Source organism: Sandarakinorhabdus sp., assembly GCF_040398665.1.
GTDB lineage: Bacteria > Pseudomonadota > Alphaproteobacteria > Sphingomonadales > Sphingomonadaceae > Sandarakinorhabdus.
Window position 1 is genome coordinate 152,910 of record NZ_JBBATQ010000001.1, and the last position, 13,136, is coordinate 166,045.

At 67.8% G+C, this 13,136-nt stretch carries 15 protein-coding genes; 6 read left to right on the forward strand and 9 right to left on the reverse strand.

Features of this window, described 5'->3' with window-relative positions; all coding sequences use genetic code 11:
• Positions 1-38 precede the first annotated feature (38 nt).
• Entirely contained in the window at positions 39-1,421 is a 1,383-nt protein-coding gene (locus tag ABWP22_RS00705) for a DNA recombination protein RmuC (RefSeq protein WP_353198005.1), read from the forward strand.
• Here ABWP22_RS00705 and ABWP22_RS00710 read toward each other — a convergent pair whose 3' ends face one another.
• The gene (locus tag ABWP22_RS00710; RefSeq protein ID WP_353198006.1) at positions 1,422-2,522 is read right to left on the reverse strand and encodes a DUF3667 domain-containing protein; all 1,101 of its coding nucleotides are present in this window, start codon (positions 2,520-2,522) and stop codon (positions 1,422-1,424) included. It abuts the gene before it with no gap.
• Positions 2,523-2,662: 140 nt separating this feature from the next.
• Here ABWP22_RS00710 and ssb point away from each other — a divergent pair, with 140 nt between their 5' ends.
• Positions 2,663-3,190 carry a single-stranded DNA-binding protein gene (ssb, locus tag ABWP22_RS00715; protein ID WP_353198007.1) on the forward strand — a complete coding sequence of 176 codons (528 nt, stop codon included), beginning with the start codon at positions 2,663-2,665 and terminating at the stop codon, positions 3,188-3,190.
• A 203-nt stretch (positions 3,191-3,393) separates the two neighbouring features.
• Here the strand turns inward: ssb and ABWP22_RS00720 are convergent, their stop codons facing one another.
• Together ABWP22_RS00720 and ABWP22_RS00725 are read right to left on the reverse strand one after the other, a co-directional pair.
• The gene (locus tag ABWP22_RS00720; protein ID WP_353198008.1) at positions 3,394-3,894 is read right to left on the reverse strand and encodes a YceD family protein; all 501 of its coding nucleotides are present in this window, start codon (positions 3,892-3,894) and stop codon (positions 3,394-3,396) included.
• A gap of 8 nt (positions 3,895-3,902) precedes the next feature.
• On the reverse strand, positions 3,903-4,448 hold the full coding sequence (locus tag ABWP22_RS00725; RefSeq protein WP_353198009.1) for a ubiquinol-cytochrome C chaperone family protein: 546 nt from the start codon (positions 4,446-4,448) through the stop codon (positions 3,903-3,905).
• A gap of 100 nt (positions 4,449-4,548) precedes the next feature.
• Between ABWP22_RS00725 and ABWP22_RS00730 the strand changes: the two genes are divergently transcribed.
• From ABWP22_RS00730 to ABWP22_RS00740, 3 genes are all read left to right on the forward strand, one after another.
• Positions 4,549-5,028 (forward strand): outer membrane protein assembly factor BamE, encoded by a 480-nt coding sequence (locus tag ABWP22_RS00730; protein WP_353198010.1) that lies wholly within the window; start codon positions 4,549-4,551, stop codon positions 5,026-5,028.
• 36 nt (positions 5,029-5,064) lie between these two features.
• Positions 5,065-7,218: a TonB-dependent receptor domain-containing protein gene (locus ABWP22_RS00735; RefSeq protein ID WP_353198011.1), complete on the forward strand. Its 2,154-nt coding sequence runs from the start codon at positions 5,065-5,067 to the stop codon at positions 7,216-7,218.
• Between the two features lie 171 nt (positions 7,219-7,389).
• Positions 7,390-7,662 (forward strand): SWIB/MDM2 domain-containing protein, encoded by a 273-nt coding sequence (locus ABWP22_RS00740; RefSeq protein ID WP_353198012.1) that lies wholly within the window; start codon positions 7,390-7,392, stop codon positions 7,660-7,662.
• 244 nt (positions 7,663-7,906) lie between these two features.
• Here the strand turns inward: ABWP22_RS00740 and ABWP22_RS00745 are convergent, their stop codons facing one another.
• Positions 7,907-9,199, reverse strand: a complete 1,293-nt coding sequence (locus ABWP22_RS00745; RefSeq protein WP_353198407.1) for an RsmB/NOP family class I SAM-dependent RNA methyltransferase — start codon at positions 9,197-9,199, stop codon at positions 7,907-7,909.
• A gap of 58 nt (positions 9,200-9,257) precedes the next feature.
• Positions 9,258-10,091 carry an SDR family NAD(P)-dependent oxidoreductase gene (locus tag ABWP22_RS00750; protein ID WP_353198013.1) on the reverse strand — a complete coding sequence of 278 codons (834 nt, stop codon included), beginning with the start codon at positions 10,089-10,091 and terminating at the stop codon, positions 9,258-9,260.
• A gap of 60 nt (positions 10,092-10,151) precedes the next feature.
• On the opposite strand from ABWP22_RS00750, the gene ABWP22_RS00755 reads away from it, so the two are divergent.
• Positions 10,152-10,313 (forward strand): DUF1674 domain-containing protein, encoded by a 162-nt coding sequence (locus ABWP22_RS00755; RefSeq protein ID WP_353198014.1) that lies wholly within the window; start codon positions 10,152-10,154, stop codon positions 10,311-10,313.
• A gap of 4 nt (positions 10,314-10,317) precedes the next feature.
• Here the strand turns inward: ABWP22_RS00755 and ABWP22_RS00760 are convergent, their stop codons facing one another.
• Genes ABWP22_RS00760 through tsaD form a run of 4 tightly spaced genes read right to left on the reverse strand, consistent with a single transcriptional unit; the run spans position 10,318 to position 13,035 of the window.
• On the reverse strand, positions 10,318-10,737 hold the full coding sequence (locus ABWP22_RS00760; RefSeq protein ID WP_353198015.1) for a DUF2442 domain-containing protein: 420 nt from the start codon (positions 10,735-10,737) through the stop codon (positions 10,318-10,320).
• Positions 10,730-10,963: a DUF4160 domain-containing protein gene (locus ABWP22_RS00765; RefSeq protein WP_353198016.1), complete on the reverse strand. Its 234-nt coding sequence runs from the start codon at positions 10,961-10,963 to the stop codon at positions 10,730-10,732. Before ABWP22_RS00765 ends, ABWP22_RS00760 begins: the two co-directional genes overlap by 8 nt.
• A gap of 39 nt (positions 10,964-11,002) precedes the next feature.
• On the reverse strand, positions 11,003-11,971 hold the full coding sequence (locus ABWP22_RS00770; protein WP_353198017.1) for an NAD(P)H-dependent glycerol-3-phosphate dehydrogenase: 969 nt from the start codon (positions 11,969-11,971) through the stop codon (positions 11,003-11,005).
• Positions 11,968-13,035: a tRNA (adenosine(37)-N6)-threonylcarbamoyltransferase complex transferase subunit TsaD gene (gene tsaD / locus ABWP22_RS00775; protein WP_353198018.1), complete on the reverse strand. Its 1,068-nt coding sequence runs from the start codon at positions 13,033-13,035 to the stop codon at positions 11,968-11,970. Before tsaD ends, ABWP22_RS00770 begins: the two co-directional genes overlap by 4 nt.
• Between the last annotated feature and the right edge of the window lie 101 nt (positions 13,036-13,136).

The window sequence follows — 13,136 nt, forward strand, 5'->3', positions numbered from 1 at the left end:
TATGTTCCGCAATCGTTCTCCGAAACCGCAGGTGCGCCATGACTGAACTGCTGATTGCTGCTGTCGCGCTGCTGGCGGCGCTGTTTGTCGGCTGGTGGCTGGGCCAGCGGCCGCTGGCCGCGCTGCGCCATGATGCTGCCGAACAGCGCGAGAAAATCGGCCGGGCCGCTGTCGAGATCGACATGCAGCAGAAGCGCGTCGCCGCACTGGAAGGTGCCGAGCAGGCCCGCGAGGCGCTTGCCGGCGAACTGGCCGGGCTGAAGGCCGGGCAGGCCGAGCGCGAGCGTGCCCATGCCGCCGAACTGGCGCGCTTGCAGGAAACATTTGCGACACTGGCCGGCAAGGCGCTTGAAACAGCGCAGGCCAAATTGGCCGACAGTGCCGAACAACTGATGCTGCGCCAGCGCGAGGCCGCCGGCGCCGGCCTCGAAGCCAATCGCAACCAGCTCGCCGAATTGATCGCGCCGGTGAAGGACACGCTGGTCAAATATGAAACCCGGCTTGGCGAAGTGGAGGCGGCGCGCACCGAAGCCTATGGCAGCCTGAAGGCGCAGATCGCCAATGTCGTGCAGGGCCAGGAACGGGTGAGCGGCGCCGCCGCCAAGCTGGAAACCGCGCTGCGATCATCCGGCAAGGTGGCCGGGCGCTGGGGCGAGGAACAGTGCCGCAATGTGCTGGAAGCCGCTGGCCTTGTGGAAGGCATCGATTTCGAAACCCAATGGTCGGTGGACGGCGAGGACGGCAAGCAGCGGCCGGATTTCAAGATCAACCTGCCCGGCGGCCGTGTGCTGGTGATCGATGTGAAATGTTCGATCGATGCCTATGTCAGCGCGGCGGAATGCGACGATCTGGCCGCGCGGCAGACCTTTCTGGCGGCCCACGCGCGGGCGGTGCGCACCCACGCCGACGGTCTGGCGAAGAAGGATTATGCCAAGGCGGTTGGCGGCGCGGTGGAATTTGTCGTGCTGTTCGTGCCGGGCGAGAATTTCCTGGGCGCCGCGCTGGAACAGGATCGCGGGCTGATGAACGATTTCTTCAAACGGCAGGTGGTGCTGGCCGGGCCGGTCAATCTGGTGGCGGTGGCGCGCACGGTGGGGGCGCTGCGCGATCAGGCGCGGCTGGCCAAGGAAGCGGCCGAGATCGCCAAGCTGGGCCGCGATCTTTATGATTCGCTGCGCATCATGGGCGGCAATTTTGCTGCGGTGCAGAAATCGCTGGAAGGCGCGGTCGGCAATTGGAACAAGCTGGTTGGCCAGGCCGATTCCAGGGTGATGGCCAGAGCCCGCCGGTTCAAGGACATGGGGGCGGCCACCGGGCTGGACGAGCTGGCCGAACTGGTGCCCGTGGCCCAGGTGCCGATGCTGCCAACCGCCGCCGAGCTGACCGGCAATCTGCTGCCCGCGCCCGGCAGCGCCGAATGATCAATCCAGCACGCCGAGCAGGATCAGGATGACCAGATAGACCGAAAGGCTGAGGATGGCGGCGACCGACAGGTAGAGTGTGCGCCACGCCGCGCCGAACCAGCCGATCGCATAGGCGCCGCGCAACTGCGCGAACATGTGCACGGCCGGCGCCAAGGCCAGCACCGACCAGAACGCGCCGCTGGTGATGCCGGCGGTGAGCGCCAGGCTGCCAACCACGAACATCAGGCTGGTGAAACTGATCGAATAGAGCGCGAAGATCGCATGATCATACATGCCAATGCCGCGTCGCCAGAAAAACGCCAGCCACAGCCACGGCATCGACAACGGCACCAGCAGGAAGCTGAGCTTGTAAGCCTTGCTTTGCAATTTGTAGAGGAACAGCTTCGGGTTCTGCAACGCGGCCTTTGCCTTCGCATCGATCTCGGGGTCACCAAAACGGACCACCGCTTCGCCGCGTTCGTTGGCGGCGACGATTTCCGCGCCGACACGTTCCATCAGGTCGCCGGCCGACGCATCGGGTTTGGCGGCCACGTTCGCCACCGAAACAAGCCCGGCGCGCGTGCTTTTCAGCCGGGCCAACGCGTCGCGCTTTCCGGCTGCCGCGGCGGCGGCGATCTCGGCGTCGATCCTGGAAAGCTCCACCTTGATCTTCGCGCTGCGCTGGGCCGGCGTGGCGGCGGCGTTGATCTCCATCGCGTCGGTCGGCAGCTTCACGAACGACAGCACGAAGAACATGGTGAACACCACCAGCAGGAACAGTGGCACTGGCGCGATATAGCGGGCGCGGTGGCCTTCGATGTAGGTGCGCGTCAGCTTGCCAGGGCGGAACAGCAGCATCGGCAGTGTCTTCCAGGCCTTGCCGTCGAAATGGGTGATGCCGTGCAGGAATTCGTGGAACACCGCGCCCACCGTGCGGTGCAGATGGGCGCGCTGCCCGCACTGGGCGCAAAACGGGCCGGCCAGCGCCGCCCCGCAATTGGCGCACGTGGCCGGATGCGCGCCATGGGGCGGTGACGGATGATCCAGCGCCTGCGCGGCAAGGCCGGCGGTGGCGAGGGCTCCGGCTGCTTCGCCAACCGCCTCAATCGTGTCGGACATGCGGACTCCCGCCAAAGCCACGCCGCGAACCTGCCGCGAAATCCACAGGAGATGCAAGGGCAGAACAACCAACCTGGCGGCCACCACATTGCTTCGCTGCGGCCACGGCGCTAGGCTTTGCCCAAGACAAGGAGACGACAATGGCCGGCGTGAACAAGGTGATTCTGGTGGGACGGCTGGGCAAGGACCCGGAGACCAAGAGCTTCGCCAACGGCGGATCGGTGACGCAATTCACCATGGCCACATCCGAAACCTGGCGCGACAAGGCCAGCGGCGAGCGCAAGGAAAAGACCGAATGGCACAATATCGTCATTCGCAACGAGAATATCGGCAAGGTCGCCCAGCAATATCTGCGCAAGGGCAGCGAGGTCTATATCGAAGGCAGCATCAGCACCCGCAAATGGCAGGACCAGAACGGCGCTGATCGCTACACCACCGAAATCGTCATCGGCCCGTTCAAGGGCGAACTGTCGCTGATCGGTGGCCGTGATGGCGGCGGCGGCATGGGCGGCGGCGGCAGCAGCAGCCGGGGCAGCGATGATTATGGCGGTGGCGGCTATGGCGGCGGCGCGCCAGCGGGTGGCGGCTTCGGCGGTGGCGGCTCTGCGGGCGCCGGCAAGCGGCCGGGCGCGTTCGACGATGATCTGGACGACGACGTACCGTTCTGATCGGCCCGTTCCGATCGCATCCCGCACAAGCGCCCGAAACTCCCTCCCCCTTGCGGGGAGGGCGACTCGGCGCCAGCCGAGCGGGGTGGGGGTTGCCGCCTTTGGTGACGTCAGGCGCAACCCCCACGGGCCTCGCCTTCGGCTCGTCTCTCGCCCTCCCCGCAACGGGGAGGGCGTTGAAACCGCTACGATATATTTGAAACTCAGCTCTTTTTCAGCACCGCAAACGGGCTGCGCGCGATCACCGCTTCCGCTTCGCTGATCAGGCCGGGCACCTTCACCGCGCTGCGCGGATAGGGATCGAGGCCGAGCGCAAAGGCCTGCGCGGCGATCTCGCCCACGTCCACCACATCGCCGATCAGCGGTTCGACATCCAGATCCGCGGTGGCAAGCTCGATCTCGCCGCCGCCCGGCACGTCGAACACCAGCCGCAGATTGATGGACTCGGTGATCAGGAACGGCACCGGTTCGCCGCTGGCCACGCACGGCTGGCTGCCCCGGCCATGCACCTGGCCCGTCACGCCGATGCCGGCGGCATCGCGCTTCACCTCCAGCGCGGCATTCAGCACATCGAGGTCGATCAGGCCAAAGCGCGCCGCCAGCGCCGCCCGCTGCGCCGCGTCGGCTTCCAGCATCAGGCGCTTGGTGGCGGCGCCAATGTCGGTCAGCTTCAGGCTGTGGCTGAATTCGGGCGTATCGGTCATCCTGTCACTCAATGGTTCAGGTCAAGAGTGCCGGCGCAGAGCCGGCCAAAGTCGCTTTGGGTGAGCTGCGCGGCGATCCGGCGGGCTTCGGCCAGTGTCCACGCCAGCGCGGGCGCAGGCACATCGGCGCCGCGATACAGATTGCGCTGCAGCGCGTCGGCCATGGCGCCGGCGTCAAGGCCGGCGGTGCGGTACGCGCCCAGCCGCCCGCCCAGCGCCGCCATCATGCGGCCCATATGCTTGGGCACCGCCTGATCGCCGATGCCATCCTGACGCAGATTGCCTTCCATGTCGGTGATGAAGCGATCGGCGAGATCGGCCGACAGACGCGCGGCCGGGTGGCGGGGATTGTCCGCGGTTTCCTGTTCCAGCCGCAGCATCAGCAAGGCCAGCACCAGCACCAGCGCATCGAACCGCCCGTCCATCGTGTCGGGCACCGCGCCTTCGACATACCAGCCGGGCTGCCGCGCCGCGCGCACGACCGCATCATAAAGCTGGTCCACCGGTTCCGGCGATCCGGCGACAAGACGTTTCAGGCTGGCAAAAAGCGACATGGCCAAACCGCCTAGCATAATCGCCCCGGCTGGCATATTGGGCGATGGGCACGGGTTTGTCGCAGTGGGGGCACGGCCGGCCATCGGTGTGGAGCCATGAATGAAGACGCTGATCCCCTCTGTTCTGTTGATCGCCGCAGCGCTGGCCACCAGCGGCTGTTCGCGCATCAAGGCATCGCAAGGCTATCTGATCGATGAAACGCTGTTCACCTCGATCCTGCCGGGGGTGGACAATCGCGAATCCGTTTCCCGCACGCTGGGCCGGCCGACCTTCGCCGCGCAGTTCGATACGGGCAGCTGGTATTATGTCAGCCGTCTCACCGGCCAATATGCCTTCATCGCGCCCAAGACGCTGGAACAGCAGATCCTGATCATCAATTTCGACGCCGACGGCAATGTATCCAAGGTGGAACGGCGCGGCATGGAAAAGATCGCCAACATCAACCCGGTGAACGACATCACGCCGACCCTGGGCCGCAACGAAGGCTTCTTCGAAGAATTGTTCGGCAACATCGGCGCCGTCGGTGCCGCCGGCGGCCCGCTGGGTGGCCAACCAACCGGCCGTGACGGTCCGCGCTGATCGCGCCGGCCGGTGATGTCCGGATGGATGTTCGGCATGATCGGCCCGGCCGCCCTGTTGGTGGCCGCCGGTGGGGCGATGGCACAAACGGGTGCGCCGGAACCGGGGCCTGAACCGACCCCATCAGCCGAACAGCAGAGCCCGCCCGCGCCCGACACGCTGTCCAGCCTGTGGTGGGCCGATGGGCAGACCCGCGATCAACAAAGCCTGGAAACGCTTGCTGACGGTCTGCGCCGTGCACCGGGGCTGATCGCCAGCGCGGCGCCGGGCAATGGCACCATGTTGCTGGCGGTGCAGCATGGCCGCGCGCGACCGGGCGTGTCGGTGAACGGCATCCTGCTGCCCGGCCCATTGCCGATCGATCTGGCGCTGCCCGACATGCAAGCGTTGCTGGCGGCGCCGCCATCGGGGCTCGATGCTGGCCCGGCGGGTGCTGCGGGGGTGGCGGCGCTGACGTTGCGGCGGCCGGCGGCGCGGCTGTCGGGGGCCGGCGAAGTTGCGGCCGGTGCCTTTGGCAGCCGGCGCGCGCTCGGCCGCCTCGATCTGCCGCTGGCGGGCGGCGCACGCCTCGGCATCGGCGGCGTGCTGCACCATGATCTGGGCTGGTTGCAGAATAATCGCACCGGCGAACGGCTGAATCGCGGCCAGCGCGGCGGTCTGCTGGCCAGCCTCGATCTCGATCCGGCGGCCGATCTGGCCGTGCGGCTCGACGCCTTTTATCAACGCAGCGCGGCCGGCAACCTGCCCTCGTTCGCCTGTGATCCGATCGCGCCGACCCGCTGTGGCGGGCGTTTTGCCAGCACTGGCCGGCGCAGTTCCGACCGCGGCGCGCAAGCCGACCCTGGCTGGGGGCCGATCAGCGCCGATCTGGCGGGCCAGGCGCTGGGCCAGCGCGCCGATCTGACCTTGGTGGCCGCCGAACTGGCGTGGACGCCGCCGCGCGCCTCCCTGCGGCTCAGCGCCGGCCTGACCCGGCAGATCGATCGGCTCGGCCTCGATCTGCGCGATGGCCGCCGCGCGGGCACCATGTCGCAGCCGACCGGGCTGGCCAGCGGCGGTTATGGCCTGATCGCGCACGGCACGTCCGCCGGCCGGCAGGTCGATCTGTCGGCCGGGTTTGAACGGGGTGCCCTCACCGTCACACTCGCTGCCGGATTGCGCAGCGAGGATCTGGCGCGGGATCAGGCCGATACCGATGCCGGCATCGTGCTGGCCGATCGCGCCATCGGCCAGACCCGCGATGTCCGCCACGCCGCGGCCGCCGCGCATCTGGCGCTGGCCGGCGGTCGGCTGACCCTGGATGCCGGCGTGCGCTGGACCGATGAACGGCTGGACCTGACCGTGCAGGATCGCCGCGCCGGTTGTGCGCCTTGCCTGCGTGTCGCCGGCGCCGATCGACAGCAGCAACGGTTCTGGACGCCGGAACTGGCGCTGGGCTGGCAACAGGGCGACGCGCTGATCTTTGCGCGCTCTGCCCGCACGGCGCGACTGCCCGGCTGGAATCTGCTGGCGCGCAGCACTGCGGAGCTGGCGGCCTTGCCGGCCGAAACCGGCTGGCACCATGAAGCCGGCATCAGGATCGGCAGGGAAGGCCGACTGCAATTGACCGCCAGTGGCTTTGCGGCGCGGACCAGGGCGCTGGCCTCGCCGCTGCTCGGCATCGATCCGCTGGCCATGGCGGTCGGCGTGGCGATGGCGGGGGGGCAGCGGCAAGACCTGACCAACGCCGGTATCGACGTGAGTGCGCAGGCACGGCCGCTGCGCCAGCTTGACGTGTCCGGCACTTTGACCGTGCAGCGCGCCCGTTGGCGCGAGGCCGTATCGGGCACGGTGCCGGCCGGCGTGCCGTCACGGCCGCTGTTCACGCCGGATGTGACCGCCAGCCTGTCCGCCGCCTGGACACAGGTGCTGGTTGGCGCCGGCGCCAATCTGGTGCCGCGGCTGACCCTGGACTATCGCAGCGCCATGGCGGTGGCGGCCGGCAGCGTGCCGGGCGCGCCCGGTGGATTTGCACCGGCCGGCTGGCAGGTCGCGGGCGCCTTGCAACTGGACATCCCCGGCGGCGGCTGGCTGGTCAGCCTGGAATGCCGCAACTGCCTTGATCGCACGCTGGTCGATGGGGCGGTTGCCGGGCTGGCGACGCTCAACCCGCCGCGCTGGTGGCAGGTTCGGCTGCTGCGGCGCTTTTAATGTTCGAAATGGTTGCAACTTTGTCACGCAAGTTGCGTATTGGCAGCACTACCTGCGTCCTGCGCGATTTTTGGGCTTGCACCAGCAGGGGGAAGGCCGCTTAGAAAGCGGAATCAGGGTCAACTGATATCATGGCCGCAGTAACGGCCAGCAACGGTGAAGGGGATAGACATGGCGAAAGAAGCCAAGCCCGCGGGCAAGAAGATCGACGCGCTGATGAAGCCTTTGACGCCGCAGGGCCCGTTGGCTGCAGTTGTCGGCAGCGAACCCCTGCCGCGTGGCCAGGTTGTCGCAAAGATGTGGGACTATATCCGCAAGCACGACCTGCAGAAGCCGACGGACAAGCGCGTCATTGTTGCTGACGACAAGCTGAAGGCGATCTTTGGCAAGGACGAGTGCACCATGTTCGAAATGAACAAATATATCGCGCAATATTTGAAGTAAGCCCCAACAACGGAGCTTTTGTGAAAGGGCGCCGCCGGGCAACGGCGGCGCCCTTTCCAATTCATTGAACATTTTCCGATCAAGTCGGGTTATCGGCGCGGCGGCGAATTTGGTTCAGGGCCCAAGGAATCTCTGGGAGCGAGGCGGGCGCGGTGCGCTTTGCATTGCAACCGACGAGGGACGCCGCCCCGAATGGATCGCCCGAAGGGGCGAAGACAATGATCCAAATTGGTCGGAAAGCAGTCTAATCTGATATGCGCCTGAAACGGGCGATGAAAAAGCCATCGAGCCCGCCCACGACCTGGCCAGGCAAGGTGCGCACCCAGCCATCGGCGGTGGGAATCAGCCCCGCCGGCAATTCATCGGCCGTAATCAAGTCGCGCGGCGCACCGGCCACCACCCGCTCGGCAATGCGTTCGCCTTCGCGCGGATCGAGGCTGCAGGTGGCATAGACCAGCCGGCCGCCGGGTTTCAGCCATTGCACCGCCCGGCGCAGCATCGCGGCCTGCAACAGGGTGATCGGCGCCATGTCGGCATCGCCCTTCAGGTGCAGCACATCCGGGTGGCGCCGGAAAATGCCGGTGGCCGAACAGGGCGCGTCGATCAGTATATGATCGAACAGGGTTTCCGGCTGCCAGCGCAGGGCATCGGCCACGACCAGCGTGGCATCAAGGCCGGTGCGCGCCAGATTCTCGCGCACCCGGTCCAGCCGCTGTTCCGCCATGTCGAGCGCGGTGACCAGGCAGCCGCGCGCCGCCAGTTGCAACGTCTTGCCGCCGGGCGCGGCGCACAGATCGAGCACCCGATCCCCGGCCTGCGCCGGCAACAGCCGGGCGGGCAGGCTGGCGGCAAAATCCTGCACCCACCAGGCGCCCTCGGCAAAGCCCGGCCAGCCGGTGACGCTGCCCTTCAAGGGCGTGCGGACATGGCCGGGTGCGAGGCTGATGCCGCCCAGCGCTTCGGCCCAATGCGCGGTCTGGCCGGCGTCCTTCAGGGTGAGATCGGTCGCCGGCTCCTCGGCCATGGCGGCCGCGGCCGCGTCGGCCATCTCCGCCCCCCAATCATGCGCCCATCGTATATCGAATGGCGCGGGCAGCTGCGGCCGATCGGGCAGCGTGGCCGGGCGGCGGATCAGGCTGCCCAGCACACCATGCACCAACCGGCGCGGGCCGCCTTCCACCAGCGGCAGCGCGGTGGCGACCACGGCATGCGGCGGGGTGTTCAGCTTCAGCCAGCCGGCCAGCGCGACCCGCAGCGCGTGGCGCGCACGGGCATCGGGCGGCAGCGGGCGCGGCGTGGCGCTGTCGATCAGGGCATCAAGATCGGGCAGCCAGCGCAGCACGGTGAGCGCCAGCGTCCGCGCCAGCGCGCGATCCTGCGGCAACGGCAGATCGTCGGCCATGTTGGCGGCCGCATCAAAGCTTTGGCCACGATCGAGCACGGCCTGGCACATGCGCAGCGCAGTGCGACGGGCCGGAACGCCGGAATCGATACGGCCGTTGACAGGGACAAGGGGTGGGGGATTGCGATTGTTCATCGCCCGCCCCTTGCCCGAAGTGCGGGCCATTGCCCACCCCTGCCCCCCGGCGAAGCGATCAACGCCGGCGGCCACCGAGAAAATTGCCGATCCGGCGGAAATGCGATTCCGGGAACAGCCGCACCATCCAGTCGATGAACCGCGCATCCGGGCCGATCAGCACGCGGGTACGGCGGCGCACCATGCCATCGACGATGGTTTGCGCCGCCTGTTCCGGCGTGGTGCGCGCCGCCTTTTCGAATTCGGCGGCGAAATCGCTGTCCGGGTCCTGGCCGGGCAGCAATGCGATGCGCTTGCTGTTCCTGGCGACATTGGTCTTGATGCCGCCGGGGTGGACACGGATCACCGCCACATTGGGATCGGTGATGGCCAGTTCCAGCGCCATGGCTTCGGTGAGGCCGCGCACCGCAAACTTGCTGGCGTTGTAGGCGCTTTGCGTGGGGTAGCCCATCATGCCGAACACCGACGAGATGTTGACGATCCAGCCGACGCCATCCTTGGCAGCGGCGCTGCGCACATGCGGCAGCGCGGCGCGGCAGCCGGCCACCACGCCGGTGAAGTTCACCGCCATCACCCGATCAAAATCTTCGGCCGGGCAATCGGCAAAGGGCGCGACCACCGACAGGCCGGCATTGTTGATGATGCCATCCAGCCTGCCGAAATCGCTCACCGCCGCCGAAATCCAGCCGTTCAATGCGGCGGTATCGGTTACGTCCAGCGTGGTGATGCTGGCCGGGCGATTGCCAAGCAGGCGCCTGGTCTCCGCCAGGCCGTCGGCGTCCTTGTCGGACAGCGCCAGCACCGCGCCGCGCTCTGCCAGATTGAGCGCCAATGCCCGGCCGATGCCGCTGCCGGCGCCGGTGATGGCAATCACCTTGTTGTCGAACATCATACACCCCTGCTTCGCTTCACCCCATTGCCAGCAGCCGGGCCGCAATGGCAACCTCCCGGCATGGACAAGCAACCCGCCCCCGATCAGCCCGACCAGCCGCCAGCCGCCCCCCCGATACCCCCGCCGCCCCCGCCCACCGACAAGGAAGTGGGCGGCCGCGGCGGCCCCGATCCGGTGCGGTACGGCGATTGGGAAAAGGGCGGGATTGCGGTGGATTTCTGAACGGTCAGGCAGCCGATTTGCGTGGTCTGCCGCCCTTGCTGCCGTTGCTGCGCGCAGCGGCCGTCTTGGCCGGAGAGCGGACCGCACCGCCCTTGCGCCCCATTTCGCCGGCCATCCAGCGCCTTGTGCCAAACACGCCGTTGACCAGTGCAGGCAGCCAGATATCCGCATCGATGGCAGGCCAGGACAGGCCGAGGCCGTGCGGTCCGATGTCAATCACCGCCAGATCGGCATCACTGGCCCCGGCCAGATCCTGTACCAGGCGCGCCGGAAAGGCGAACAGGCACCCATTGGCCAGTTCCACCATGACGCGGCCACTGCCGGCATCATAGCGGGCAGATGCGGCACGCGGCAGCACGTCAAGCTCTGCCAGTCCCGCGGCCGTGGCGGCTGCAATTTCGGTATCGGTCAGCTCATCAGCCATGAATCCTCTCCCATTCCGCCAGCAAACGCAGTCTTTCGAGCGCGACTTCCGCCACCGCCCGCCGCAAATCGGGTGCGGACAGCCCGAAATTGGTCATCAGGCGCCCATCCAGCAGATTGATGCGCGCTTCACCGTTTGCGCCGCGCACGTGCACATGGGCTGGCTCATGATCCTGCGTGTAAATGATGAAGCGCAGGCCATGCGCCCGATGCACTGTAACCTTCAAGCCGAATAACCCATGCAGCTTGGGTTTACAAGTGCAGCGTTATTCGGCCTTCAATGGCCGCGCCAGCAACGCGCTGATCGTGTCGCGCACCGGTGCGCCGGCGAGCAACGCGGCGACGGCGGCGGCAATCGGCATTTCGACACCAGCGGCGCTGGCGGCCTCGACGAGCACCGGCGCAGTCGCCGCGCCTTCGGCCACGGCCGGCCCGGCGAGCAGATCGGCGAGCGGGCGGCCTTGCCCCAAGCCAACACCCAACCGGAAATTGCGGCTGTTTTCCGATGAGCAGGTGAGCACGAGATCGCCCAGCCCCGACAGGCCCGCCAGGGTTTCGGCCCGCGCGCCGCGCGCCACGCCGAAGCGTGTCATTTCGGCAAAGCCGCGCGCGATCATCGCGGCGCGCGCGTTGAGGCCAAGGCCGGCGCCCTCCACCACCCCGCAGGCGATGGCGAGCACATTCTTCACCGCGCCGCCGATTTCGGCACCGACCACATCGTCGGATTGGTACAGCCGGAATTGCGGCCGGGCCATCGCCGCCACCAACGCCGCCCCCGTGGCGGCGTCCGCACAGGCGAGCGTGATGGCGCAGGGCAGGCCCCGCGCCACTTCGGCGGCAAAGCTGGGGCCTGACAGCACGGCGAGCGGATTGGCCACCAGATCACGCGCCACCTCCACCATCAATTTGAGGCTGCCGGCCTCAATCCCCTTGGCGCACAGCACCAGCGGTGTGGCTGGCGGGATGGCGGCACTGGCCAGCACGCCACGCAGATGCTGTGCCGGCACGACGATCAGCGCCATGTCGCACGTGGCCAGATCGGCGAGATTGGCGGTGGCGGCGATGCCGGCCGGCAGGGTGATGCCGGGCAGGAACAGGCGGTTTTCGCGGGCTTCGTTGATCGTGTCGATCACTTCGGCTTCGCGTGCCCACAATGTCACCGGGCCATTGCCGGCCAGCGTGCTGGCCAGCGCCGTCCCCCAGGCCCCCGCCCCGATCACAGCAAAGGTCGTCACGCCTTCACCCCTGCGCCGCGCGCCGCTTCGGCGTGCGGATCAAGCGGCCAGCGCGGGCGGGCGGGGGCGTGGAGATCATCGATGTCGCCCAGCGCCAGCCGTTCCTGCCCGGCCCAGGCGATCATCGCCGCATTGTCGGTGCACAGCCACAGCGGCGGCGCGACGAACGGCAGGCCATGCGCGCCGGCCAGCGTGGACAGCGCGCCGCGGATCGTCTGGTTGGCCGCCACGCCGCCGGCCACCACCAGCGCCGTCGCCTGCGGAAACGCGAGAATCGCCCGCGCCGTGCGATCGACCAGGCAATCGGTGGCGGCCTGCTGAAAACTCGCGGCCAGATCGGATATGTCCTGTGTGGACGCTTCGGCAATGCCGGCGCGGGCGCGCAGCACCGCCGATTTCAGGCCGGCGAAGGAAAAATGCGGATCAACGCTGCCGACCAGCGGCCGCGGCAGGGCAAAGCGCGCCGGGTTGCCGCCACGCGCTGTCCGCTCCAGCGCCGGCCCGCCGGGAAAGCCCAGGCCCAAGACCTTGGCGGATTTGTCGAACGCCTCTCCCACCGCATCATCGATGGTGGTGGCCAACCGGCGATAACGGCCGACGCCTTCCACCCCCAGCAACTGGCAATGGCCGCCCGACACCAGCAGCAGCAGATAGGGAAACGCCAGCGAGGCCTCGGCCAGCCGGGGCGACAGGGCGTGGCCCTCCAGATGATTGACGGCAATCAGCGGTTTGTTGGCCGCGTAAGCCAGCGCCTTGGCGGTGACCAGCCCGACCATCACGCCGCCGATCAGGCCCGGCCCGGCGGTGCCGGCAATGGCATCCACATCGTTCAATGCGATGCCGGCTTCGGCCAACACGGCTTCGATCATCGGCGCCAACCGATCGGCATGGGCGCGCGCCGCAAGTTCCGGCACCACGCCGCCGAACGGCCGGTGCGCCTCATCCTGGCTGGCGATGCGCTGTGCCAATATGCGGCGGTCGGCGCGCACCAGGGCCACGGCGGTTTCGTCGCAACTGGATTCGATTCCGAGAACAAGTGGCCCAAGAACAAGCGGTGCAGACATCGGTCTCAGTTAGGGCCGGTCTTGCCAATCGGCAATGCCCGCGCCATCAGCGTCGCATGAGCTTCAAGATCGGAACCCGCGGTTCGCCGCTCGCGCTGGCA

Coding starts and splice junctions, on each gene's coding strand:
- tsaD (WP_353198018.1), bottom strand. CDS start 13,035: ATGTCTGCACCGCTTGTTCTTGGGCCACTTGTTCTCGGAATCGAATCC.
- ssb (WP_353198007.1), top strand. CDS start 2,663: ATGGCCGGCGTGAACAAGGTGATTCTGGTGGGACGGCTGGGCAAGGAC.
- ABWP22_RS00705 (WP_353198005.1), top strand. CDS start 39: ATGACTGAACTGCTGATTGCTGCTGTCGCGCTGCTGGCGGCGCTGTTT.
- ABWP22_RS00760 (WP_353198015.1), bottom strand. CDS start 10,737: ATGGCTGATGAGCTGACCGATACCGAAATTGCAGCCGCCACGGCCGCG.
- ABWP22_RS00725 (WP_353198009.1), bottom strand. CDS start 4,448: ATGTCGCTTTTTGCCAGCCTGAAACGTCTTGTCGCCGGATCGCCGGAA.
- ABWP22_RS00750 (WP_353198013.1), bottom strand. CDS start 10,091: ATGATGTTCGACAACAAGGTGATTGCCATCACCGGCGCCGGCAGCGGC.
- ABWP22_RS00740 (WP_353198012.1), top strand. CDS start 7,390: ATGGCGAAAGAAGCCAAGCCCGCGGGCAAGAAGATCGACGCGCTGATG.
- ABWP22_RS00735 (WP_353198011.1), top strand. CDS start 5,065: ATGATCGGCCCGGCCGCCCTGTTGGTGGCCGCCGGTGGGGCGATGGCA.
- ABWP22_RS00745 (WP_353198407.1), bottom strand. CDS start 9,199: ATGAACAATCGCAATCCCCCACCCCTTGTCCCTGTCAACGGCCGTATC.
- ABWP22_RS00710 (WP_353198006.1), bottom strand. CDS start 2,522: ATGTCCGACACGATTGAGGCGGTTGGCGAAGCAGCCGGAGCCCTCGCC.
- ABWP22_RS00755 (WP_353198014.1), top strand. CDS start 10,152: ATGGACAAGCAACCCGCCCCCGATCAGCCCGACCAGCCGCCAGCCGCC.
- ABWP22_RS00730 (WP_353198010.1), top strand. CDS start 4,549: ATGAAGACGCTGATCCCCTCTGTTCTGTTGATCGCCGCAGCGCTGGCC.
- ABWP22_RS00720 (WP_353198008.1), bottom strand. CDS start 3,894: ATGACCGATACGCCCGAATTCAGCCACAGCCTGAAGCTGACCGACATT.